Raw genomic sequence first — 24061 nt, forward strand, 5'->3', positions numbered from 1 at the left:
CGCGTGACACTCCCTAGGCCGGACGGATCTCGCTGAACAGTTTGAGCATGACGGGCCGCAGCCGCTGCCGCGCCTGCGGCGGCCAGCGCAGGCTCACGGAGGGGAACACCGCCTCCAGGACGATCTTCAGGTACGGCCGGCCGGACCCGACCGGCACCTCGACGCACAGCCCCGACACCGCGGTGACGATCTCACGCCGGCCGAGCCGCAGCAGGGCGCGGCCGCCGACCCTGTTCTGTGCTCCGTCCGCCCACAGTTCCATCGACTCCCAGAAAAGCACGGGCTCCGATTCCTCACGAAGCCATCCGGGGCGGACGGGCAGCGGCAATCGCAGGGTGAATCCCGCCAGCAGCCCATGACGGCTCAAATAGAAGGAACCGTGGAAGCGCGGCAGTTCGTAAAGGACCTTCGGCTCGTTCGACGTCATCATCGAGATCGTCCCCGCGCTGGCCTCCATGGCGATCCGCCAGGCACTGGGGTCGCTGTAATAGGCATCCGGAACGAAGGCCAAGGGAATTCACCTCGCTGTGCGTAAGAGGGGCGACCACGCGAAGTCCTGGCAGCGACAGCCGGGCCGACCCCAGCTATAAGAAAGACGAAACGGACCGGGGTGAAAGTGACATCCCGCGACTTCGACGGCAGGCGCGAAAGAGCCTCACCTGGCAAATCAGGTGTGCCGGGTGGCGCATGTCACATTCCCACCCGCAGCGCGCATCTCATGGAGAAATCGGTACGTCCTCCGATGAGAGCGCATGGCGGCGCCGATGTCAAAGGATCGGCGGCGAAAAGCTGTCCCCGGAGGATCATCACGGGGTAAATTACGGCAACAAGCGGCATATGACGGCATTCCACAGCGGCACGCACTGTTTCGGAAATCAGCCCGGCCGGCGGGACGGCTCGCCGGATGGGACCGCCGGCAAGGAGGGCGCATGGGTGCAGGGCAATCTCCGGAGCCACCGGCCGATGAGCCCTGTGCGGACCATGTCTTCCAGCGGCACGCCGCTCTGCTCCACGCGGTGGCGTTCAGCGTGCTCGGCGACGACGGGGAGGCCGACAAGGTCGTCCGGGAGACCCGCGCCCGTTGGCTGGCCGAGGCCGACGGCCCCGCGCCGCGATCCCCCGTCGGGCTGCTCCGGATCGCCACCGTCCTGGCGCTCACCCGCCTGCGCGCCGCGCACTCGGCCGGCGAGTCCCACGTCGGTCCCTGGCTCCCCGGGTCACTGCGGAACGAGCCCGAGCTCATGGTGGCCGAGTCGATCTCGGCCGCCCTCTCGACCGTCATCGACGCGCTGGGGCGGGATGAGCGCGTGGTGTTCCTGCTGCGCCGTGCCTTCGGCCTCGCCTACGCGAACATCGCGGCGGTGACCGGGCTGCCGGAGGCGGAGGTCCGGCGGATCGACGCCGAGGCCGAGGCACGGGTGCGCTGTGCGGTGCGGCCACCCGAACGCCGGCAAGTGTGCGACTGAGGAAAGCACACAGTCGACCGGCGTCCGCCGGACGCCCCGCTCAGCGGCCGCGCTCCGTCAGCCCGTAGAGGTTCCCGTCGTGGCCGCGGATCTGCGCCCAGCGGCCGCCTTCGCGCCAGGGCGTGGCCTGCGGCTCCACGACGAACTCCACGCCACGCGCGCGCAGGTCGTCGCAGGTGGCGTCGAGATCGTCGCAGTCGAACCAGCCGATGGCCATCCGGCCGGCCCGGGCATGGAGCGCCGCCAGGACGTCCGGGCCGACGGCGGCGAGCGCCACGCAGGTCTGCGCCCCGGGCGGGCGGACCTCGACCCAGCGTCCGCCGTCGGCGTGCGGGACGTCCACCACCGGTTCGAAGCCGAGCGTGTCGACCAGGAACTCCAGCGTTCTGCTCTGGTCGCCTACGTAGAGCACGGCGAGCCGAGGGTTGACGATCAACGTGAGTCCTTCCGGCGAATGGGGCGGGGACAGGGCTACTCGGGCGAGATTCCGTACGCTCCCGGCGGGCGGCCTCACCCGCTCCCGGCGGGCAGGGGCCGGGCGTCGTACCGCTGGAGCGGCGCGGCCGGGTCGGGGGCGACGGCGATGTGGATCCGGCTCAGCCTGGCGGGATCCCCGATGACGTCGACGGCGCCGATGCGGTCGTCCACGAAGGCGAACCGCAAGGCGAGCAGCAGCCGGCCGCGCGGCGCGACGACGGCGCCGAGCGCGCCGTCGACCAGGGCCGGCCGGGCGAAGCGCGCTCTGGCCGCGTTGGTCCTGGTCTCCTCCGCGACCAGGCGGGCGCCGCGGATCTCCGCCCCGGCCTGTCCGCGCAGCGCGGCCTGGTCGGCCCGCCGTACGGCGTCGGGGGCCAGCACGGCCAGCAGCGCGTCCAGATCACCGGTCCGCGAGGCGGCGAGGAAGGCGTCCACGATCACACGGTGCCGCGCGAGATCGGCGCTGCCCGCCGTGGCCGTGCCGTGCACGCGTCGGCGGGCACGGCTGGCCAGCTTCTTGGCGGCGTCGGGTGACCGATCGACGATCCCGGCGATCTGGTCGAACGGCACGGCGAACAGATCGTGGAGCACGAAGGCGGTGCGCTCGGCGGGGCCGAGCGCGTTGAGCACCACGAGCAGCGCGAGCCCGACCGAGTCGGCCAGCACCACCTCGTCCGCCGGGTCGGCGTCGTCGACGACGGCGAGCAGGTCGAGTTCGGTGAGGTCGGCGAACTCCTCGCGCCGCCGCTGTCTGGAACGCAGCATGTCGAGGCAGACGCGCCCCACGATCGTGGTCAGCCACGCCGTCAGGTTGCCGACACCGGCGGCCCCCGCGCGTGAGGCACGCAGCCAGGTCTCCTGCACCGCGTCGTCGGCCTCGTCCACCGACCCCAGCATGCGGAAGGCGACCCCCCGCAGATGGCCGCGGGAACGGTCGAAGTGCTCGGCCAATGCGGACTGGTCGTCCATCGGTCACCTTTCGTCGTCGTGGTTCGTCATAGGTGTGGGAGATGAACTGCACGCGATTGACAAGGAGAGCCGGGTGTCCGTACTGATTATTGACGCCGGGCCGCCGGAGCGGGTGTGATGGGTGTGGCCGGGGCGAGCGGGTCGGCGTTCGCCGGCGCCGCGGGTGAGCGGGCGGAGAACGTCGGATACATATCCTATCGCCGCACCCCGTCCCCCGAGTTTGCCACCCCACCACTGCGGGACAAGGACGCGGACAATTACCCGTCCGGCGCCCACGCAATGCCAGGGCCTCGTTGAACCCCTGCGTGCCCGGTTGAACCCTCCGCGCCTCGTGGATTCCCATGCCGGCGTCCACTCTACGGCGACGGTCCTCCCTTGGTCGGCTTCACGCGACAGAAATGTCCCCACTGCATGGATCGCTCGTGATCATCGCCGGATGTCCATAGATGGACTCCTTTACTCTGGAATAAACGCGATTCAGAAACTAAGCTGACTCCCGTTGAGCTCCTGTGAAGAATCACCCTCTCCCACATTCCTTCATCCAGGAAGGTCCCGCAGTGCCCCTTCACGCCGAAGCCGACACCGGTCAGAAAGACAAAAGCCATCTTCCCGAGGCGTCGGAACTGCTCCGTGATCTTCCCCTGGAGGTCGTGCCGATTAAAGACCTGATGCCATCGCTTTCACCCCGTGAACGGCAGGAGGACCCGGCCCATATCCGCCTGCTCGCGGAGATGGACGGCGTCATGAGTCCGCTCCTCGCGCACCGTCCCACCATGCGCGTCATCGACGGCATGCATCGCCTGCGCGCGGCCGCGATGAGAGGTCAGACCGAAATCGCGGTCAAATTCTTCGACGGGAGCGAGGCCGACGCGTTCGTCCTCTCCGTCCAGCTCAACGTCGGGCACGGCCTTCCCCTGACGCTGAACGAGCGCAAGGCGGCCGCCCGTCGCATCATCCGCTCCCATCCGCACTGGTCGGACCGTGCCATCGCCGAGCGGGCGGGGTTGAGCCCCAAGACCGTCGGCAAGGTGCGCAGGCAGATGAACGGCGAGTCTCAGCTCATGGGCAGCCGTCTCGGCCGCGACGGCAGGTCGAGGCCGCTCAGCAGCGCCGAGGGGCGTCTGACCGCGGCCGCCCTGCTGGCGACCGGCACCGATATGTCGCTTCGCGAGCTGTCGAGGAGGACCGGCCTGTCCACCGGGACCGTGCGGGACGTGCGCGACCGCCTCGGCCGCGGCCTCGACCCGATCCCGGAGCGGCTGCGTGCCGGGGCGCGAAGGGCGCCCGCCGCCCCACCGGACACCATCGCCGTCACGACACGGGGCGAAGCGCCGGCCCCGCACGCCGGGACCGCCCGGCGGCAGCCCGCGGGCCGGCCGCACCGCGAGGCGCGGGCGGCCCAGGGCACGGTCGAGACCGCCTCGGTCGTACGGAAGCTCGCCAGAGACCCGTCCATGCGCGCGACGGAGTCGGGACGCCTGCTGCTGCGGATGCTCCTGGCCACGGAGATGGATCCGGCCCAGTGGGAGGAGATCGCCGAAGCGATCCCGGCCCACTGCGTGCCGCTCATCCGTGCGGTCGTGCTGAAGCGATGCGAGGACTGGCGGAAGCTGGCGAGCATGGTCCCGCCCATGTCCGAAAAATCCATCTAAAGACTGTCATTTAAAGATTCAATCGAACTTCTTCCAATTCCCCATTCACCGTTGAGCGACGGCCGCCATTGGAGGGTTCATCGTGTCAGAAATCCGGCGTTTTCCCGGTACGGACGCGGAGATCGAGCTTCGCAGGATCAATCGAGAGACGGTCGAGAAGTACATGAACACCAGGGGCGAGGAGCGGCTGCGCCGCCACCTGCTCTTCACCGAGGACGGCGTCGGGGGCCTGTGGACCAACGACACCGGCCGGCCGATCGCCATCCACGGCCGCGACCGCCTCGCCGAGCACGCGATCTGGTCGCTGAAGTGCTTCCCCGACTGGGTCTGGACCAATATCCAGATCTTCGAGACGCAGGACCCGAACTTCTTCTGGGTCGAATGCGACGGCGAGGGGGCGATCCGCTTCGCCGGCTACCCGGAGGGCCACTACAAGAACCACTTCCTGCACTCGTTCCTCCTGGAGAACGGGAAGATCAGGCAGCAGCGGGAGTTCATGAACCCGTTCGAGCAACTGCGCGCGCTCGGCATCCCCGTCCCCGAGATCAGGCGTGAGGGGATCCCCACCTGACGCCGCCGTCACCCCGACGGGCGCGAGGACCGGCTCGTTCGGCAGGCGATCCCGTTCATCCCATCTTGGGGCGGCTGACCCGGATCCGACAGAAAGGACGGTCATGCCCGGCATACCGGTAATTGAGCCTTACCCCATTCCGACCGCGGGCGAGTTGCCGCCCAGCATCGCGCGGTGGACGCCGGACCCCGAGCGCGCGGTGCTTCTCATCCACGACATGCAGCGCTACTTCGTCGAGCCCTTTCCGGGTTCCGTACGGGACCGGCTCGTCGCGAACATCGCGCTGCTGCGCGACCGCAGCGCCGCCCTCGGCGTACCGGTGGGGTACACGGCCCAGCCCGGAGACATGAGCGACGAGGTCCGGGGGCTGCTCAAGGACTTCTGGGGACCGGGCATGCGCAGGGCGCCGGCGGACCGTCAGGTGGTCGACGAACTGGCCCCCGCCCCCGGCGACTGGATGTTCACCAAGCTGCGCTACAGCGCGTTCTTCCGGTCCGATCTGCTGGAGCGCATCCGGGACCGCGGGCGTGACCAGCTCATCGTCTGCGGGGTGTACGCGCACGTCGGCGTCCTGATGACGGCGATCGACGCGTTCACCAACGACCTGCAGACGTTCCTGGTCGCCGACGCCGTCGCCGATTTCACCGCCGATTACCACCGGATGGCCCTGACGTACGCGGCCGAGCGCTGCGCGGTCGTCCTCGATGCGAAGGAGGTGTTCGCGTGACGACTCCCGGAGGCGGGGACCTGCTCGACGCGGTGCTGGAGCTCCAGGTGCCCGCCTTCGCGCTGCTCCACCGGCCGGAGACCACCGGCCAGGAGCTGCTCGACGTCCTGATCGGCGAGTTCGCCGAGGTGGAGACGCTGGCGGAGCTCCCTCTTCCCGGGGCCGACCGTCAGGGCACGGCCGAGGGACGGCCGCGGGAGCGGGACGGCGCCCGCCACGACGTGCTGGCGCTGATCCCGTACCGGCAGATCCGCGAACGCGGCTTCACCTGCGTCGACGACGGCGCCCCGCTGCTCGCGATGACCGTGACCGCCCAGGAGACGATGCCGGCGGCCGAGGCGCTGTCCCGGATCCCCGACCTGCCGATCGCCGTGTCCGACGGACGTTTCGACGTGGCCGACGACGACTACGCCGAGACCGTGCGCCGGGTGGTCAAGGAGGCGATCGGCGAGGGCGAGGGCGCCAACTTCGTCATCAAGCGCTCCTACGTCACCGAGATCGAGGACTACACGCCCCGTTCCGCGCTCGCCCTCTTCCGGCGACTGATGAAGATCGAGTCGGGAGCGTACTGGACCTTCGTCGTCCACACCGGGGAACGCACCTTCGTCGGCGCCACCCCAGAACGCCACATCACCCTGCACGACGGCGTCGTGACGATGAACCCCATCAGCGGCACCTACCGCTATCCGCCGTCCGGCCCCACCCTGCCGGAGATCATGGGCTTCCTCGCCGACAGGAAGGAGTCCGACGAGCTCTACATGGTCCTCGACGAGGAGCTCAAGATGATGACCCGGATCTGCGCCCCGGGCGTGCGGGTGATCGGTCCCCGGCTCAAGGAGATGGCGCGGCTGGCGCACACCGAGTACGTCATCGAGGGCGACAGCGACTGGGACGTCCGCGACATCCTCCGCGAGTCGATGTTCGCCCCGACCGTCACGGGCAGCCCGTTGCAGAACGCCTGCCGGGTCATCGGCAGGCACGAGCCACGGGGCCGCGGCTACTACAGCGGAGTCGTCGCCCTCATCGGACGCGACGGGTCCGGCGGACGGACGCTCGACTCGTCCATCCTCATCCGCACCGCCGACATCGACGCGGCGGGCCGGGCCGAGATCGCGGTCGGCGCCACGCTCGTACGGCACTCCGACCCGATGTCCGAGGTCGCCGAGACCCACGCCAAGGCGTCCGGACTGCTCACCGCGCTCGGCAGCGGGCCCGCCGCCAGGCTCGACGCCCACCCCCGGGTCCGCGCCGCACTGGAGGACCGCAACGCGACAATCGCCGGTTTCTGGCTGGGCGGCGCCGAGCCGGCGACGGCGTTCCCCCGGCTGGCCGGATGCCGGACGCTCATCGTCGACGCCGAGGACACCTTCACCTCGATGCTCGACCATCAGCTGCGCAGCATGGGCATGCGGGTGACCATGCGCCGGCACGACGAGATCCCCTCGTTCGACGGCTACGACCTCGTCGTCCTGGGCCCGGGTCCCGGCGACCCCCGCGATCTGCGCCATCCCAGGATCGCCTACCTGCGGTCGGCCGCCGACACCCTGCTGGCCGAGCGGCGCCCCTTCCTGGCCGTCTGCCTGAGCCACCAGGTCCTGTGCCTCCGGCTCGGGCTCGCCCTGCAGCGGCGCGACGCGCCCAACCAGGGCGTGCAGAAGGAGATCGACCTGTTCGGCGAGCGGGAACGCGTCGGGTTCTACAACACCTTCGCGGCCCGCTCGACGGCGGACGGGACCGAGATCCACGGCGTCGGCACGCTGGCGATCTGCCGGGATCCGGTGACGGAAGAGGTGCACGCCCTGCACGGCCCGTGGTTCTCCTCGCTCCAGTTCCACGCGGAGTCCGTGCTCACCCAGAACGGCCCGCGCATCCTCGGCTCCTCCATCGAAAGGGCGCTGTTCCGATGACGACAGATCCGGCCGTGCCGGCCGGGACGCACCCGTACGTGGTCGTCGACTCGTTCACCGACACCCCGCTGCGGGGCAACCCCGTCGCCGTCTTCTTCGACGCGGCGGACCTCCCCGCCGAGCGCATGCAGCGGATCGCCAGGGAGATGAACCTCTCCGAGGTCACCTTCGTCCTCCCGCCCGAGCGGGGCGGCGACGCCCACATCCGCATCTTCACCCCCGTCAACGAGCTGCCGTTCGCCGGGCACCCGCTCCTCGGCACGGCCATCGCGCTCGGCGAGTCGTTCTACGGGGACCGGCTCCGGCTGGAGACGGTGATGGGGATCATCACCTTCGACCTGGAGCGCTCCGGCGGGAGGATCGTCTCCGCCGAGATGGGGCAGCCGGTGCCGACCTGGACGGAGTTCGACCGCGCCGAAGAACTGCTCGCCGCGCTGGGCCTGGAGAAGTCCGAACTTCCGGTGGAGATCTACACCAACGGCCCCCGGCACGTCTTCGTCGGGCTGGACGGCGTGGCCGCGCTGTCGCGGCTCAACCCCGACCACCGGGCTCTGGCGGCGTTCCCCGACATGGCGACCAACTGTTTCGCGGGCAGCGGCACGAGCTGGCGCAGCCGCATGTTCTCTCCCGCCTACGGCGTGACCGAGGACGCGGCCACGGGCTCTGCCGCCGGTCCGCTCGCCGTCCACCTCGCCCGCCACGGGTGCGTCGGGTTCGGCCGGTGGATCGACATCCACCAGGGAGTCGAGATGGGCCGCCCCTCGCTGATGCGGGCGTGCGCCGAGGGCGCAGCCGACGGCATCACGTCGGTGCGGGTCGCTGGAGCGGGCGTCGTCGTCGCCCGCGGAGTGATCTACGTGTGAGGAGTGCGCAGGTGAGCAGCAGGTTCGAGAGCCTGACCGGCGTCATCGACCCGGCCTTCCCGGAGTACGGCGCGCCGCCGGACGAGCCCATGGAGTTGTTGCGGCGCTGGATCGCGTCCGCCGTCGAGGCGGGCGTGCGCGAGCCCCTCGCCCTCGCGCTCGCCACGGCCGACCACCGGGGCCGCGCCTCCAGCCGCATGGTCGCCGTCGTCGAGGTCTCCACCCTGGGCCTGGTCTTCACCAGCCACAGCACGAGCCGGAAGGGCCGGGAGATCGCCGAGACCGGATGGGCCTCGGGCCTGCTCTACTGGCGGGAGACGGCACAGCAGTTGATCATCTGCGGCCCGGTGGTGATGCTGCCCGAGGCGGAGTCCGACCGGCTCTGGAACTCCCGGCCGGCGCCGCTGCACGCGATGTCGACCGCCTCCCGGCAGAGCGAGCCCCTCGGCGACGTCGCCGCCCTGCGCGCGGAGGCGGAGCGGCTGGCGGCCGACGGAATCGCCCTGCCCCGGCCGCGGCGATTCGCCGGCTACCGCCTCGAACCGGAGTCCGTCGAGTTCTGGTCGGCGGCCCCCGACAGGCTGCACCGGCGGCTGCGTTACGACAAGACCCCCGAAGGCTGGCACGCCACCCGGCTGCAGCCCTGATCGGGCCCGTGCCCCCGGGCACACCCCCGCGCCATCGAAAGAAGCACAGAAGGAGTACGGCCCTTGACCGACACGAAGCAGACCCATTTCGATGCGATCGTCATCGGTGCCGGTTTCGCCGGCTTATACATGCTCCACAAGCTCCGCAACGAGCTCGGCCTGACCGTCCGTCTCTTCGACCGGGCCGGCGGCATCGGCGGCACCTGGTACTGGAACCGCTACCCCGGCGCGATGTCGGACGTCGACAGCTACATCTACCGCTACTCCTTCGACAAGGAACTGCTCCAGGAGTGGAACTGGACCACCCGCTACAGCCCGCAGCGGGAGATCCTCGCCTACCTCCAGACGGTGGTCGACCGGCACGATCTGGCCAGGGACATCCAGCTCGACACGTCCGTCGAGGCGGCGGTCTTCGATGAGTCGCGCGACCGGTGGACCGTGTCCGCCGACACCGGCGAGACCTTCACCTCGCGCTACCTGGTCACCGCGCTGGGACCGCTGTCGAGCCGGAACTTCCCGGACATCAAGGGCCGCGACACCTTCCAGGGCCGGATGGTCCACACCGGCGCCTGGCCCGACGACCTCGACATCGAGGGCAAGCGGGTCGGCGTCATCGGCACCGGTTCCACCGGAACCCAGTTCGTCTGCGCGGCCTCGAAGCTCGCCGGGCACCTGACCGTGTTCCAGCGGTCCGCGCAGTACTGCGTACCCTCCGGGCACGGACCGGTCAGCGAGGAGTACGTGGCCGAGTGCCGGGCCAACTACGACAAGATCTGGGAGCAGGCGCGCGCGTCCCGGGTCGCATGCGGATTCGAGGAGAGCGACATCCCCGCGATGAGCGTGTCCGAGGAGGAACGCCGCCGCATCTTCCAGGAGAACTGGGACAAGGGCAACGGCTTCCGCTTCATGTTCGGCACCTTCTCCGACATCGCCACCGACCCGGCGGCCAACGAGGCCGCCTGCGAGTTCATCAGGTCGAAGATCAGGGAGATCGTCAAGGATCCGGAGACGGCGCGCAAGCTCATCCCGACCCAGCCCTACGCCAAGCGGCCGATCTGCAACCCCGACTACTACGAGAGCTACAACCGCGACAACGTCACCCTGGTCAGCATCAAGGAGAACCCGATCAGGGAGATGACGCCGAAGGGCGTGGTGACCGAGGACGGCGTCGAGCACGAACTCGACGTCCTGGTCTTCGCGACCGGGTACGACGCCGTCGACGGCAGCTACCGGCAGATCGACATCCGCGGCCGGGGCGGCAGGACGATCCAGGAGCACTGGGACGACGGGCCCACCAGCTATCTGGGCGTCGCCACGCACGGGTTCCCGAACCTCTTCATGGTGCTCGGCCCGAACAGCGCCTTCAGCAACCTGCCGCCCTGCATCGAGACCCAGGTCGAGTGGCTCACTGACCTGATCAGGACCGCCGAGGAGAGCGGCAGGACCTCCATCGAGCCCACCGGGCAGGCCGAGGCGGAGTGGACCCGCACCTGCAAGGAACTCGCCGACTACACCATCTTCGCGAAGGTCGACTCCTGGATCTTCGGCGCCAACATCCCCGGCAAGAAGAACCGGGTCATGTTCTACTTCGCCGGTCTCGCCGCCTACCGCCAGAAGCTGGACGAGGTGGCCGCCGCCGGCTACGACGGCTTCGTCCTCGACAGCAGCCCGTCCATGACGCCGGCCTGACGCCCGCACCGGCGCCCCGTACCCGAGGAGTCCGGCGGGCCGGGGCGCCGGCCCGTGCCCCCGGTCCGCCGGCTCCCCGGCGCGTCCGCCGCTCCCCCTTGCGTGAATCGCCATTTCCTGCTCTCGGCGAAACGTAATTACGTGAGTAACTCCCCCATCCGGGACGCCGAATGGATAAACAACAAGGCTTGACTTTTCCGACCTGAATTCAGATAGCATGGACTCATGAGTGAGACCGTGATTCGCGTCGAGGATCAAGTGGTGACCTTCATCAACATCCTCGACGTCGACCCGACGAAACAGCAGGAACTCATCGACGTCCTGAACGAGGGCACCGAGAAGGTGATGAGCCACCGGCCGGGATTCGTGTCGGTGAACATTCTCGCCAGCCTGGACGGCACCCGAGTGGTGAACCTCGCTCAGTGGCGCAGCCTGGACGACATCAAGGCGACCATGACCGACCCGGAGGCGCAGAACTTCGCGAAGAGGGCGGCCGAGATCGCCAAGGCGGCACCAGCCCCTTATCGGGTCGTTTCCGTACATCACGCCTGATAACTAAAGAATCCTCGCGCGGAGGGTGAGAACAGCGAGGATTCGACCATGTTCCACCGCCCCGCTGGTCGGCATCGGCGGGGCGGTCCCCTGTCCGCGCAGGCGCGTCGCCGCCTTCGGTTCTGGTCACTCACCGTAGTAGGTGCCCGCGACGCACCGTCCCTGGGAACGACACGTCAGCCCGACACCAGACCCGCAGGGAGCACCGTCGCCATGACCACCGCCAACACTCCTGACATCGTGATCGCCGGCGCCGGCATCGGCGGGCTCACCACGGCCCTCGCACTGCACGCCCGCGGGATCGACTCGATCGTGCTCGAGGTCGCCGCCGAGATCCGCCCGCTCGGAGTCGGCATCAACATCCAGCCCGCCGCGATCGCCGAGCTGACCGGCCTCGGGCTCGGAGAGGCCCTGGCGGCGACCGGGATCCCCACCCGTGAGCACCGCTACCTCGACCACCGCGGCGCCCTGCTCTGGGCCGAACCGCGGGGCATCGCGGCAGGCCATCGGCATCCGCAGTACTCGATCCACCGGGGTGAGCTGCAGACGCTGCTGCTGGCCGCGGTCCGCGACCGGCTCGGCCCCGGCGCCGTACGCACCGGAATCCGGGTGCACGACTTCGCGCACGTCAGCGGCGGAGTCCGCGTTCACGCCGCCGACGAGGTCGCCGGCACCGAGGTCGCCTACGACGCCGAGGCGCTGATCGGCGCGGACGGCCTCCACTCCGCCGTACGGTCCCGGCTCCACCCGGATCAGACCCCGCTGCGCGCCGCCGGGGTGAGCATGTGGCGCGGCCTGACCGAGCTCGACGGCTTCCTCGACGGCCGCACCATGATCCTCGCCAACGACGAGCAGGCCACCCGGCTGGTCGCCTATCCGATCTCGGCGCGGCACGCCGCACGCGGCAAGGCCCTGCTCAACTGGGTCTGCCTGGTCGCCACTCCGGGGCGGGAGCGGTCCGCCGACGCGGGCCGGAACCGTCCGGGCCGGCTGGACGAGGTGCTGCCGCACTTCGCGCACTGGGACTTCGGCTGGCTCGACGTGCCGCGGGTGCTCGCCGGCGGCGGGCGGATCCTGCACTACCGGATGGTGGACCGCGATCCGCTGGAGAGCTGGGGGAACGGCAGGGTGACGCTGCTCGGCGACGCCGCCCACCCGATGTACCCGATCGGCGCCAACGGCGCCTCACAGGCGATCCTGGACGCCGCCGTCCTCGCCGCCGAGCTCGCTCAGGGCGATGACGTGACGGCCGCGCTGGCAAGGTACGAGGAGGACCGCCGTCCGGCCACCACCGCGATCACCCTGGCCAACCGGAGGATGGACGGCGCCGAGCGCGCCATGGTCGGCCGATCCGACGCGGACAAGACCTCCACCCTCTCCGCGATAACGGAGAGTTACCAGCGGACGGTCGAGCAGGCCCGGCCGGCCGCGTCGGCGTGAGCGGTGGTCCGCTCCTTTCCCGCGACGCGTCCAGGGCACGGCACGAGCCCGGATCGGGATCACACCCGGCCTCGCATTCTTCCGCTCCGGCGAGAAGGTCTCCCGTGCCGTGCTCCGTTTCCCGTACGGACTCCGTCTCCCCTCCGGTGCGCGACGGCCGTCCGCGACGACGAAAGCAGACCAGAAAAAGGGCAGCGTGAAAAAAGGCACTCAGAAAAAGGGGAGCCCTGGATAAAGGCATCCGCAACAAAGGCCGCAAAAGAATATGCCGGAACGCCGCTCCGTGAATTGGCGAAGCGACGGCACCGGTACCGCAGAAATGGACGGCATCGGGCTCCCGACGCCGACGGAATTCATCGGCGGAGAAGACACTCCGCCGATCGTCCGCACACCGCCGGAGAGAACTTCCGGCACCGCGTCATCGCTTCCGGCACCGTTTCGTCCACGGCATTCCTCGGCCGGTGGATCGCCCGGCGATCCGGGCGCCACAACGTCTGATCGTCCGTCCCGGCGGCCACCTCCTCACCGATATGACGAACGGCGATGTCGAAAGGTGACCGGGTGGTCCGGCGACGGAGCCGGCGGTGTCCGTACGGCCCGGCCGGCGCGACGGACACCGCCGGCGGGCTCAGCGTGAACGCGCCGCCGCTCTCCCGCCCACCGGGCGGGCGGCCAGCTCGGTCACCGCGGTCCACGCCGCCGTGAGCGAGTCGGCCGCCAGCGGCTTGAACCGAGCCAGCTGCGGCACGTCCCCGGCCCTGGTCATCTCGGCGTGGACGAAGTGGAGGTTCTCCTCGGACACCCCCAGGTCGGTGAAGTACGCCCGGAGGTAGGGCGTCTGGAAGTCGAAACCCTCCCTCGGCGTGCCGGGCGCGTAACAGCCGCCCCGTGCGGTGACCACGACCACCCTCGTCCGGCGCAGCAGGCGCTCCCCCGTGCCGGACGCGAGGAACGCCCCCGGGAACGTGATCCGGTCGATCCAGGCCTTCAGGGAGGCCGGGACCGAGAAGTTGTACATGGGCACGCCGAGGAGCACGGTGTCCGCCGCCAGCATCTCCTCGATCAGGGGCAGGGTCAGCGCCCACTCGCGTTCCTCGGCCGCTGTCTCGGTCATCCCGGCCACCTTCGCCAGCGGCACGGCCCCCTGTCTCTCCACCCGCAGGCCGAGCGAGACGAAGGCCGGGGAGACGAGTGACACCGGGTCGGCGGCCAGGTCCCGATAGCGGTATCCGTCGGCGCCGTGCAGCTTCCGCCACACCTGTGCGAAACCGGCGGTCAGCTGCCTGCTGATCGAGTCGCCCGCATCGGTGGCGCTGGAATCCACATGCAGCAGGGATGTCACCGGTCCACCCCCGGCGGCTCTGGACGAGTCATAAGTCCCCCTTCTACTACTCTTCGTGTCACTTGCTTCACCAACAGTAGTCAGCATGGGCTCCGGTCCCGGACTCGGTCGGCAAAGGGCGGGGCGGCGGCTCGGCGAGTGTTGCCATCGCGGGCGGCGGGGCGGGTAGGCGAGACTCGGAGGCGACAGCCGTACGAACCGGGCCGGCCGGAGCCGGTCCCGGCCGGGAGCCGGGCCGGACGCACTCTCTTGGGGGGACCGTCGATGACCGAGTTGCACGACCTCACCGCGACCGAGATGTCCGAGTTGCTGCGCACCGGGAAGGTGAGCGCGGTGGAGTTGACCGAGGCGTGCCTGCGGCGGATCGACGAGGTGAACGGCGAGGTCAACGCCATCGTGACGCTGGTGGCGGACCGGGCGCTCGACGAGGCGGCGAAGGCCGACGCCGACCTGGCACGCGGCCATTGGCGCGGCCCGCTGCACGGGCTGCCCGTCGCCCACAAGGACCTCGCCGACACGGCCGGGGTGCGCACGACGTACGGCTCCCGCGCGTTCGCCGATCACGTCCCCACCGAGGACGACCCGCTCGTACGGCGGATCCGCGAGTCCGGCGGCATCATGATCGGCAAGACCAACACCCCCGAGTTCGGCACCGGATCGCACACGGTCAACGAGGTGTTCGGCGCGACCCGCAACCCCTATGACCTGTCCAGGAGCGCGGGCGGCAGCAGCGGCGGGGCGGCGGCTGCGCTGGCCACCCGGATGGTGCCTCTGGCCGACGGTTCCGACATGGGCGGTTCCCTGCGCAACCCCGCGTCGTTCTGCAACGTGACCGGGCTGCGGCCGACGCCGGGGCGGGTGCCGGCCAAGTCGGCCACCGCCGCGTGGTTCACGCTGCCGGTCTCGGGGCCGATGGCGCGGACGGTGGGCGACCTGGCGCTCTTCATGTCGGCCATCGCCGGTTTCGACCCGGCCTCGCCGTACTCGATCAGGGAGGACGGCTCGGCCTTCGCCGCCCCGTGGGACGGCGACGTCGCGGGCGCCCGGGTCGCGTTCAGCCCTGATCTCGGCGGGCTGCCGGTGGATCCGGAGACCACGCGGGTGACGGCGGAGGCGGCGGCGGTGCTGACCGGTCTCGGGGCGAAGGTCGAGCGGGTGGATCTCGACCTGTCCGACGCCGAGGACGCCTTCCGGATCTACCGGGCGTGGTATTACGCGCTCAACTTCGACGGCGTCTCCGGCGTCGGGCCCAACGTCGCGTGGAACGTCGAGCGGGGGCGTGAGGTCACCGGGGCCGACCTCGCCCGCGCCGAGCGGCTGCGCACCGGGCTGTTCCACCGGATGCGCGCGTTCTTCGACGACTACGACTTCCTGGTCGCGCCGGTCAGCCAGGTGCCGCCGTTCCCGGTGGACGATCCGTACGTCACGCAGGTCGCCGGGCAGCCGATGCCCGACTATCTGGCGTGGATGCGCTCCTGCTACTGGATCAGCGTGCTGCACGCGCCCGCGATGTCGGTGCCGTGCGGGTTCACCTCGGGCGGTCTGCCGGTCGGCGTGCAGATCGTCGGCAGGCCGTGGGCGGACGCCGAGGTGCTGCGGCTCGGGTACGCCTTCGAGCGGGCGACCGGGCACTGGCGCACGCGTCCGGCCGGCGTCTGAGCCGGATCAGATCCCGCGCACCTCGCGGCGCTCCCGTGAGAAGAACACGAACTCGATCATCCAGAAGACGGCGGTGGCCAGCATCGGCCAGGCCAGCAGCACGCCGTGCGCGGTCACGCCGAGCGAGGTGGTCGTGGTGAGACCACCGGGGGCGGCGGCCTGGAGCGTCCCTTTCGCCGTTCCGCCGACCAGGAGCGCGAGGTAGCCGGCGAGCAGGCCGCCGCCCGCGAGGCCCACCAGGACCTCGACGGGCCGCCGGCGGGCCAGGACGTACCCGGCGATGCCGCAGAGCAGACCGAACCCGCCGGTGATGACGGCGAACCAGCCGTCGGCCTCGATGAGCGTCTGCGCCTCCGGATCGGCGAGCATCGGGCCGGCGTCGGTCAGCACGAAGCGCGAGGCCGGCGCGACCGCCGACCAGACGAATCCGGCCACCACGCCGAGCGGTGCCAGGACGAGGACGGTAAGTGCCGCCACCTGAAGATTGCCCCTCACATACCGCACCGTCCAAATGGTACCTACGCCGCACTGGTCACCTGCTGATCAGATCCAGCCCGTTACGCTTGTTTCACCTGCGCACTCGAGGAGACGACGTGAGCGAGCAGAGCGAGCGAGCCAACAGGCACGGCAGGCAAGAGGTGTGGCAGATCGACCCGTCCGGGCCGCTGCGGGGGGACGTCGAGGTACGCGGCTCGAAGAACGCGGTGTCCAAGCACATGGTCGCGGCCATGCTGGGCACCGGTCCGAGCACCCTGCACAACGCCCCCGAGGTCGGCGAGGTGGGGTTGACCGCGGCGATGCTGGAGGCCCTCGGCATCCACGTGGAGATCACCCCGGGCGAGATCAACGTCGAGCGTGGCACCGATATCCGGCCTCGCGTCCCCGAGGAGTACACGGGTCTCAACCGCATTCCGATCCTGATGCTCGGCCCGCTGCTGCACCTGGCCGGTGAGGCGTTCGTCCCGCTGGTCGGCGGCGACCCGATCGGGCGGCGGCCGGTCAACTACCACGTCGAGGCGCTGCGGTCGATGGGCGCCGAGATCGAGGTGGGCGAGAACGGGATCAGCGCCAAGGCCAAGCGGCTGCGCGGCAGCCGGATCACGCTGCCCTATCCCAGCGTCGGCGCCACCGAGACGATCCTGATGACGGCCGTGCTCGCCGAGGGCAAAACGGTCATCAAGGGCGCCGCGATGGAGCCGGAGGTGGTGGAGCTGGCGCTGTTCCTCCAGCGGATGGGCGCGATGATCGAGCTCAGTCCGGACCGGCGCATCGTCATCGAGGGCGTGGAACGGCTGCACGGCGCCTCCACCTGGCTGGCCGGCGACCGCATCGAGGCGTTCTCCTACCTGGTGGCGGGGCTCGTCACCGGGGGTGAGGTGCGGGTGCACGGCTGCCCGCAGGACCGCCTGGTCACCGCCATCACCACGCTGGCCAGGATGGGCGCCCGGTTCGAGATCACCGACGAGTGGCTGTGCGCCTCGGCCCCCGACGGTCTGCGCGCGGCCGCCGTGCAGACCGACACCCATCCCGGGTTCATGACGGACTGGCAGACGCCGCTGATGGTGCTGTTCACCCGGGCCGAGGGCATGTCGGTGCTGCACGAGACGGTCTTCGAGAACCGGCTGGTCTACGTGCCGGCGCTGCAGAAGCTGGGCTGCGAGATCGAGGTGTTCGCGCAGTGCCTGGGCGGCCCGGCCTGCCGCTATCACGACACCAACGCCAAGCACTCCGCGGTGGTGCGCGGGGTGTCGAAGCTGCGGGGCGCCGACGTCACCCTGCCCGACATCCGGGCCGGTTTCTCGGCGGTGCTGGCGGCCGCGGTGGCGGAGGGCACCTCCACCCTGCGCGGGGTCAACCACATCGAACGTGGATATCACCGGCCGTTCGAGCAGTTCACCTCACTTGGGCTGAAGATCAGCAGGCCGATGTAAAGCTTTCGCCCGATCACGTTTGGACGTGATCCGGGGGTCGCACTGATATTCCCGTGACCTCTCGTCTACTCGGCGCCGCCGCCGCGTTGGGCTTGGCGGGCGCGGCCGGGGGAATTCTGGTCGCGGGCCTGGCCATGCCGCTGGTGAGCGGGGCCGGCCTGGCGGCCAGGAACGCCACGTCCATGTTCACGGAACTGCCACCGCCGCCCAGCGAGGATCGCCTGCCGGAGATGACCAGGATCCTCGACCGCAATGGCGAGCAGATCGCGCAGTTCTACTACCAGAACCGCCGGTCCGTGCCGCTCGACCGGGTCGCCCCGGTCATGCGGCAGGCCATCGTGGCCATCGAGGACTCCCGGTTCTACGAGCACGGCGGGCTCGACGTCAAGGGCACGCTGCGGGCGCTCATCGCCAACACCAGGGCGGGCGGCATCCGCCAGGGCGGCTCCTCGATCACCCAGCAGCTCGTGAAGAACATCATGGTCACGCAGGCGGAGACCGCCCGCGAGCGTGCCCTGGCCCGGGTACGGAGCATCCAGAGAAAGATCGACGAGCTGCGCTACGCGCTGGCGTTGGAGAAGAAGTACACCAAGGACGAGATCCTGGAGCGCTACCTCAACATCGCCTATTTCGGGGCGGGCGCCTTCGGGGTGCAGGCCGCCGCCCAGCGGTTCTTCGGCGTCGACGCCGCCGATCTCACGCTCCCGCAGGCGGCCACGCTCGCCGGGGCGGTGCGCACGCCGTACGACACCGATCCGTCGATCGGCGCGGGGCAGCGGGCGCGGCTGCTCGCCCGGCGCAACCTGGTGATCGGCCGGATGGCCGAGCTGCATGTGATCGGCCCGGAGACGGCGCGTACGGCACGTGCCGCGCCGCTGGGACTGCGCATGCGCGCCGAGCCCGGTGGCTGTCAGGCGAGCGCCTACCCGTTCTTCTGCGTGTACGTGCAGCAGGAGGTGCTGACCGATCCCGCGTTCGGGCGCACCCGGGCCGAGCGCGAGCGCCGTCTCCAGCGGGGCGGGCTCACGCTGTGGACCACGGTCGACCCGGTGGCGCAGCGGGCCGCCGAGCGGGCCATCGCGGCACGGGTCGACCCCCGGGACAATCAGACGGCCGCCGAGACCATGGTCGAGCCGGGCACCGGGTTCATCCGGGCGATGACGGTCAGCAAGCGGTACGGACGCAACCGGCACAACCGAAGCATCGGGCCGCGCACCACCTACAACCTGGCCGCCGACCAGGCGCACGGCGGCGGGCTCGGCCTGCAGGCGGGGTCGACGTTCAAGGCGTTCACGCTGGCGACGGCGCTGTCACAGGGCATGCGGTTCGGCGACGGGTTCCAGATCCCGGGGGCGTTCGTCCCGGGCAGCGGCTACCGGGACTGCTCGGGCAAGGCGGTCAACGATCCCACGACGACGATCTACAACGCGGGCGGCGAAGGCGGGGGCGGGCCGTACACCCTGGAGATGGGCACCTGGAACTCGGTCAACATCTTCTTCATGACCCTGGAACGCGAGGTCGGCCTGTGCAACGTCGTCGAGACCGCGAAGGCGCTCGGCATCAGGCGGGCGGACGGCGAGCCGCTGCACGAGGTGCCGACGTTCACCCTGGGCGTCAACGAGATGGACCCGACGACCGTGGCCGCCGCTTTCGCGGCGTTCGCCGCGCGGGGACGCTACTGCCGTCCGATGGCGATCACCGCGGTCGTGGCGAAGGACGGCACCCGCACGGAGATGTCGCCCGACTGCGTGACCGCGCTCGAACCCGAGGTCGCCGACGCCGTGAACCACGTGCTCGAGGGCGTGTTCGCCAGGGGCACCATGCGCGGCCAGTCCATCGGACGGCCGCAGGCGGGCAAGACGGGCACGAACAACGGGTACACCTCCGCCTGGTTCGCCGGATACACCCCCACGCTCGCCGGCGCGGTCAGCATCGGCGACATCCGCGGCTCCTACCGCCACCCGCTCACCGGCGTGACCATCGGCGGCCGCTACTACGGCGCCGTGCAGGGGGCGTCCCTGCCCGGTCCGATCTGGGTCGACTCGATGCGGCGGGCCCTGCGGGGCACTCCGGTGTACGACTTCGTCCCGCCGGACCCGGCCCGGTTCGGCGGCGGTTTCACGCCGGGCCTGAAAGAGGCGTTGGAGAAGCAGCGCGAGAAGGAGAAGAGGAAGCGGGAGGCCGAGCGCGAACGGCACGACGGCGGCGGGCGGACCGGCGAGGGCGGCGTGGCGAACGGCGACGAGGAGCCGACCGGCGGCGCCGGGGGCACGATGGCCCGTGACTCACACCCGGCGGAAAGCCGGGAAACCCCTCCGGCCGCAGCACCGGCACGACGCGGCCGCCCTGTCCACCGTGCGCAGCAGCACCCCACCTGAGCGGACGCGGACGCCGGGTGGCCTGATGAGGGCCGGACGGTCTTTCCCGGGGCGTTCCCGGGGCGTTCTCGGGGCGTTCTCGGGGCCCCAACGGTAGGTTTCGGTGACGGCCGGGCACATCGGCCGCAGCGCGTCACCTGGGTCTGCGACAGCGGAGTATCCGGCTACACCGATCGATGTACGACGGCGGCAGGTCAGCCGGCCAGACAGGCGGGACCGAGGAGCTGCTTGAGGTCTCCCATGAGAGCGGGAGAGGGCGACACCCTGAGCCGGTCGTCGAGGCGCATGACCGTCGTGCGCGGCCCGTTGTGGAGCTGGAGATGGACCTCGGTGGTGCCCGGGTGGGTGGTGAGCACCTCCTTGAGCCGGCCGACCACCGGCGGGGTGCACCGGGCGACCGGCATGCTGACCACCAGCGGGCCGCCCGACTCGGCCGTGAGGTCGGGGGCGGACACCTCCATCGCGATGATCTTCGCGACGTCCTCCCGCTTGTCCAACCGGCCCTTGACGAAGACGATCGCGTCCTCGGCCAGGATCGTGGCGCACAGCTGGTACGCCGACGGGAAGATCATCACCTCGATGGAGCCCTCCAGGTCCTCCAGCTCGGTGAGGACCCAGGTGTCGCCCTTCTTGGTGACCTTGCGCTGCAGGCCGGACAGAATGCCGCCGACCGTGATGATCTGGCCGTCCGGGCGGCTCTCGTCCTGCAGGGCGGCGATCGAGCAGTCGGTGCCCGAGGCGAGGATGTGCTCCAGGCCGAGCAGCGGGTGATCCGAGACGTACAGGCCGAGCATCTCGCGTTCGAACTGCAGCAGCGTGGTCTTGTCCCACTCCCCCGGCGGGATCTGCACGTCGAAGGTCTGGTCCTCGGTGCCGTCGGCCGCGCCGAACAGCGAGTCCTGGCCGATGGCCTCGTTCTTCTTGATGTCGATGATCGCGTCGACGGCCTGCTCGTGGACCATGACCAGGCCCTTGCGCACGTGCCCGAGCGAGTCGAACGCGCCCGCCTTGATCAGTGACTCGATGACCCGCTTGTTGCAGACGACCGCGGGGACCTTGCGCAGGAAGTCCTTGAAGTCGTCGAACCTGCCCTTCTCCTGGCGTGCGGCGATGATGCCGTCGACCACGTTGCCGCCGACGTTCCGTACCGCCGACAGGCCGAACCGCACGTCGGTGCCGCGCGGGGTGAAGTCGAAGTCGGAGTCGTTGACGTCCGGCGGGAGCACCTTGATGCCCATGCGACGGCATTCGTTCAGGTAGAGGGCGCTCTTGTCCTTGTCGTCCTTGACCGACGTCAGCAGGGCCGCCATGTACTCGGCGGGGTGGTTGGCCTTGAGGTAGGCGGTCCAGTACGCGACCAGGCCGTAACCGGCGGTGTGCGCCTTGTTGAAGGCGTAGTCGGAGAACGGCAGCAGGATGTCCCACAGGGCCTTGATGGCGGCGTCGGAGAAGCCGTTCTCCTTCATGCCCTTCTCGAAGAACTCGAACTGCTTGTCCAGCTCGGCCTTCTTCTTCTTGCCCATCGCGCGGCGGAGCAGGTCGGCGCCGCCGAGCGTGTAGTTGGCCACCTTCTGCGCGATGGCCATGACCTGCTCCTGATAGACGATCAGGCCGTAGGTCGTGTCGAGGATGTCCTTGAGCGGCTCCTCCAGTTCGGGGTGGATCGGGGTGATCTCCTGCTGGCCGTTCTTGCGCAGCGCGTAGTTCGTGTGGGAGTTGGCGCCCATCGGGCCGGGCCGGTAGAGCGCGAGGGCCGCGGAAATGTCCTCGAAGTTGTCGGGACGCATCATGCGCATGAGGGTGCGCATGCCGCCGCCGTCGAGCTGGAACACCCCCAGGGTGTCGCCCCTGGCCAGCAGTTCGTAGGCCTTGGTGTCATCGAGCGGCAGCTTCAGTAGATCGATCTTGTTCCCGGTGTTCGTCTCGATCATCTTCAGGCAGTCGTCGATGATCGTGAGGTTGCGCAGGCCCAGGAAGTCCATCTTCAGCAGGCCGAGCGTCTCGCAGGTCGGATAGTCGAACTGCGTGATGATCGCGCCGTCGGAGTCGCGGCGCATGATCGGGATGTGATCGGTCAGCGGCTCGGCCGACATGATCACGCCGGCGGCGTGCACGCCGGTCTGCCGGATCAGCCCCTCCAGGCCCTTGCCGAGGTCGATCGCCGCCTTGACGTCGACGTCCTCCTCGTAGAGCTTGCGCAGCTCACCCGCCTCGTTGTAGCGGGGATGGTCGGTGTCGAAGATGCCCGACAGCGGGATGTCCTTGCCCATGACGGCCGGCGGGAACGCCTTGGACACGCGGTCGCCCAGCGCGTACGGGTAGCCCAGGACGCGGGCGGCGTCCTTGATGGCGGCTTTCGCCTTAATGGTGCCGAAGGTGGCGATCATGGCAACCTTGTCCGCGCCCCACTTCTCCGTGACGTAGCGGATCACGTCGGCCCGCCTGCGCTCGTCGAAGTCGATGTCGATGTCGGGCATGGACACGCGCTCGGGGTTCAGGAAGCGCTCGAAGATCAGCCCGTGCGGGATCGGGTCGAGGTCGGTGATGCCGAGTGCGTACGCGACCAGCGACCCGGCGGCAGAACCACGGCCCGGGCCCACCCGGATGCCGTTGTTCTTGGCCCACATGATGAAGTCGGCCACCACGAGGAAGTAGCTCGGGAAGCCCATCTGGAGGATGACGCCGATCTCGTTCTCGACCCAGTCGCGGTGCTCCTCGTCCACCCCTTCGGGGAAGCGGCGCTCCATTCCCTCCCAGACCTGCTGCCGGAAGTACGCCTCCTCGCTCAGGCCGTCCGGGATCGGGAAGGTCGGCATCAGGTTCTTGAACTCGAAGAACCCGGAGGGGTCGACTCTCTCCGCGATCAGCAGCGTGTTGCGGCAGCCCTCCTGCCACAGGTCGGAGGAGTCGATGGCCCGCATCTCGTCGGCCGACTTGAGGTAGTAGCCGGTGCCGTCGAACCGGAACCGGCCGGCGTCGCTGAGCTGCTTGCCGGTCTGGATGCACAGCAGCGCGTCGTGGCCGGAGGCGTCGGACTCGTACGTGTAGTGCGAGTCGTTGGTGACCAGCGGCGGGATGCCCAGCTCCCGGCTGATCCGGATGAGCCCGTCGCGTACCCTGCGCTCGATGTCGAGACCGTGGTCCATGATCTCCAGGAAGTAGTTCTCCTTCCCGAAGATCTCCTGGAACTTCGCGGCCGCCTTGAGCGCCTCGTCGTACTGTCCCAGCCGCAGGCGCGTCTGCACCTCGCCCGAGGGACATCCGGTGGTCGCGATCAGGCCCTCGGAGTGCTCGGCGAGCAGCTCGGCGTCCATCCGGGCCCATTTGCGTACGAAGCCCTCGGTGTACGCCCGGGAGGAGAGCTTCATCAGGTTGTGCAGACCCGCCTTGTTCCGGGCCCAGATCGTCATGTGGGTGTAGTAGCCGCCCGCCGAGACGTCGTCGCTCTTCTGGTGCGGCTCGCCCCACAGGACCGGCTTCTTGCGCAGCCGCGACTCGGGCGCCACGTAGGCCTCGATGCCGAGGATCGGCTTCACCCCGGCGGCGGTCGCCTGCTTGTAGAAGTCGTACGCCCCGTGCATGTTGCCGTGGTCGGTGATCGCGATCGCGGGCATGCCGAGCTCGCCCACGAGTTTGAACATCTGCTTCAACCGGGCCGCCCCGTCCAGCATCGAGTACTCGGTGTGGACGTGCAGATGAACAAACGAATCACCCATGGGACCCCCAACTCGCCGCGCCGCTTTCCGGGCCGCCCGGCGCATGCCGCGCGCCCGCGCGTCAGAGCCTACGCG

General features: G+C 69.7%; 19 protein-coding genes. 13 read left to right on the forward strand and 6 right to left on the reverse strand.

Going from position 1 to position 24061, the window contains the following annotated elements:
* Positions 1-13: 13 nt before the first annotated feature.
* Positions 14-511: a hypothetical protein gene (locus AP234_RS32105; protein ID WP_055483518.1), complete on the reverse strand. Its 498-nt coding sequence runs from the start codon at positions 509-511 to the stop codon at positions 14-16.
* Positions 512-929: 418 nt separating this feature from the next.
* On the opposite strand from AP234_RS32105, the gene AP234_RS32110 reads away from it, so the two are divergent.
* The gene (locus AP234_RS32110; protein WP_055483519.1) at positions 930-1466 is read left to right on the forward strand and encodes a sigma factor-like helix-turn-helix DNA-binding protein; all 537 of its coding nucleotides are present in this window, start codon (positions 930-932) and stop codon (positions 1464-1466) included.
* Positions 1467-1506: 40 nt separating this feature from the next.
* On the opposite strand, the gene AP234_RS32115 is transcribed toward AP234_RS32110, so the two are convergent.
* Both AP234_RS32115 and AP234_RS32120 read right to left on the reverse strand, forming a co-directional pair.
* Complete coding sequence (locus AP234_RS32115; RefSeq protein WP_055483520.1) at positions 1507-1902, reverse strand: VOC family protein; 396 nt, start codon at positions 1900-1902, stop codon at positions 1507-1509.
* 74 nt (positions 1903-1976) lie between these two features.
* The gene (locus AP234_RS32120) at positions 1977-2912 is read right to left on the reverse strand and encodes a sigma-70 family RNA polymerase sigma factor (RefSeq protein WP_055483521.1); all 936 of its coding nucleotides are present in this window, start codon (positions 2910-2912) and stop codon (positions 1977-1979) included.
* 557 nt (positions 2913-3469) lie between these two features.
* On the opposite strand from AP234_RS32120, the gene AP234_RS32125 reads away from it, so the two are divergent.
* The 9 genes from AP234_RS32125 to AP234_RS32165 all read left to right on the forward strand — a co-directional run bounded on the left by AP234_RS32125 (position 3470) and on the right by AP234_RS32165 (position 12960).
* Positions 3470-4564 (forward strand): ParB/RepB/Spo0J family partition protein, encoded by a 1095-nt coding sequence (locus AP234_RS32125; protein WP_431999127.1) that lies wholly within the window; start codon positions 3470-3472, stop codon positions 4562-4564.
* Between the two features lie 82 nt (positions 4565-4646).
* Entirely contained in the window at positions 4647-5135 is a 489-nt protein-coding gene (locus AP234_RS32130) for a PhzA/PhzB family protein (RefSeq protein ID WP_055483522.1), read from the forward strand.
* A 103-nt stretch (positions 5136-5238) separates the two neighbouring features.
* A complete protein-coding gene (locus AP234_RS32135) occupies positions 5239-5862 on the forward strand; it encodes an isochorismatase family protein (protein ID WP_055483523.1) in 624 nt (207 codons plus the stop codon).
* A complete protein-coding gene (locus AP234_RS32140; protein WP_055483524.1) occupies positions 5859-7769 on the forward strand; it encodes an anthranilate synthase family protein in 1911 nt (636 codons plus the stop codon). The genes AP234_RS32135 and AP234_RS32140 overlap by 4 nt, the downstream gene beginning before the upstream one ends.
* On the forward strand, positions 7766-8632 hold the full coding sequence (locus AP234_RS32145) for a PhzF family phenazine biosynthesis protein (protein WP_055483525.1): 867 nt from the start codon (positions 7766-7768) through the stop codon (positions 8630-8632). Before AP234_RS32140 ends, AP234_RS32145 begins: the two co-directional genes overlap by 4 nt.
* 11 nt (positions 8633-8643) lie before the next feature.
* Entirely contained in the window at positions 8644-9279 is a 636-nt protein-coding gene (gene phzG / locus AP234_RS32150) for a phenazine biosynthesis FMN-dependent oxidase PhzG (protein ID WP_055483526.1), read from the forward strand.
* Between the two features lie 63 nt (positions 9280-9342).
* Positions 9343-10968, forward strand: coding sequence for a flavin-containing monooxygenase (locus AP234_RS32155; RefSeq protein ID WP_055483527.1), 1626 nt, complete (start codon positions 9343-9345; stop codon positions 10966-10968).
* A gap of 225 nt (positions 10969-11193) precedes the next feature.
* Positions 11194-11520 carry an antibiotic biosynthesis monooxygenase gene (locus AP234_RS32160; RefSeq protein WP_055483528.1) on the forward strand — a complete coding sequence of 109 codons (327 nt, stop codon included), beginning with the start codon at positions 11194-11196 and terminating at the stop codon, positions 11518-11520.
* A 213-nt stretch (positions 11521-11733) separates the two neighbouring features.
* A complete protein-coding gene (locus AP234_RS32165) occupies positions 11734-12960 on the forward strand; it encodes a flavin-dependent oxidoreductase (protein ID WP_055483529.1) in 1227 nt (408 codons plus the stop codon).
* A 628-nt stretch (positions 12961-13588) separates the two neighbouring features.
* On the opposite strand, the gene AP234_RS32170 is transcribed toward AP234_RS32165, so the two are convergent.
* Entirely contained in the window at positions 13589-14302 is a 714-nt protein-coding gene (locus AP234_RS32170) for an NAD(P)H-dependent oxidoreductase (RefSeq protein ID WP_055483530.1), read from the reverse strand.
* A gap of 264 nt (positions 14303-14566) precedes the next feature.
* Between AP234_RS32170 and AP234_RS32175 the strand changes: the two genes are divergently transcribed.
* Positions 14567-15961: an amidase gene (locus tag AP234_RS32175; RefSeq protein ID WP_055483531.1), complete on the forward strand. Its 1395-nt coding sequence runs from the start codon at positions 14567-14569 to the stop codon at positions 15959-15961.
* Between the two features lie 6 nt (positions 15962-15967).
* On the opposite strand, the gene AP234_RS32180 is transcribed toward AP234_RS32175, so the two are convergent.
* On the reverse strand, positions 15968-16465 hold the full coding sequence (locus AP234_RS32180) for a hypothetical protein (protein WP_152990738.1): 498 nt from the start codon (positions 16463-16465) through the stop codon (positions 15968-15970).
* An 89-nt stretch (positions 16466-16554) separates the two neighbouring features.
* Between AP234_RS32180 and murA the strand changes: the two genes are divergently transcribed.
* Together murA and AP234_RS32190 are read left to right on the forward strand one after the other, a co-directional pair.
* Entirely contained in the window at positions 16555-17892 is a 1338-nt protein-coding gene (murA, locus tag AP234_RS32185; protein ID WP_055483533.1) for a UDP-N-acetylglucosamine 1-carboxyvinyltransferase, read from the forward strand.
* Positions 17893-17945: 53 nt separating this feature from the next.
* On the forward strand, positions 17946-20270 hold the full coding sequence (locus AP234_RS32190) for a transglycosylase domain-containing protein (protein WP_235558505.1): 2325 nt from the start codon (positions 17946-17948) through the stop codon (positions 20268-20270).
* Positions 20271-20464: 194 nt separating this feature from the next.
* On the opposite strand, the gene dnaE is transcribed toward AP234_RS32190, so the two are convergent.
* Complete coding sequence (gene dnaE, locus AP234_RS32195) at positions 20465-23986, reverse strand: DNA polymerase III subunit alpha (RefSeq protein WP_055483534.1); 3522 nt, start codon at positions 23984-23986, stop codon at positions 20465-20467.
* Positions 23987-24061 lie beyond the last annotated feature (75 nt).

This window comes from Sphaerimonospora mesophila, from assembly GCF_001417795.1.
GTDB lineage: Bacteria > Actinomycetota > Actinomycetes > Streptosporangiales > Streptosporangiaceae > Sphaerimonospora > Sphaerimonospora mesophila.

Excerpts from the sequence above, each read along its gene's own strand:
- AP234_RS32160 (WP_055483528.1), top strand. The coding sequence starts at position 11,194 with ATGAGTGAGACCGTGATTCGCGTCGAGGATCAAGTGGTGACCTTCATC.
- AP234_RS32175 (WP_055483531.1), top strand. The coding sequence starts at position 14,567 with ATGACCGAGTTGCACGACCTCACCGCGACCGAGATGTCCGAGTTGCTG.
- AP234_RS32165 (WP_055483529.1), top strand. The coding sequence starts at position 11,734 with ATGACCACCGCCAACACTCCTGACATCGTGATCGCCGGCGCCGGCATC.
- AP234_RS32135 (WP_055483523.1), top strand. The coding sequence starts at position 5,239 with ATGCCCGGCATACCGGTAATTGAGCCTTACCCCATTCCGACCGCGGGC.
- AP234_RS32110 (WP_055483519.1), top strand. The coding sequence starts at position 930 with ATGGGTGCAGGGCAATCTCCGGAGCCACCGGCCGATGAGCCCTGTGCG.
- AP234_RS32120 (WP_055483521.1), bottom strand. The coding sequence starts at position 2,912 with ATGGACGACCAGTCCGCATTGGCCGAGCACTTCGACCGTTCCCGCGGC.
- dnaE (WP_055483534.1), bottom strand. The coding sequence starts at position 23,986 with ATGGGTGATTCGTTTGTTCATCTGCACGTCCACACCGAGTACTCGATG.
- AP234_RS32145 (WP_055483525.1), top strand. The coding sequence starts at position 7,766 with ATGACGACAGATCCGGCCGTGCCGGCCGGGACGCACCCGTACGTGGTC.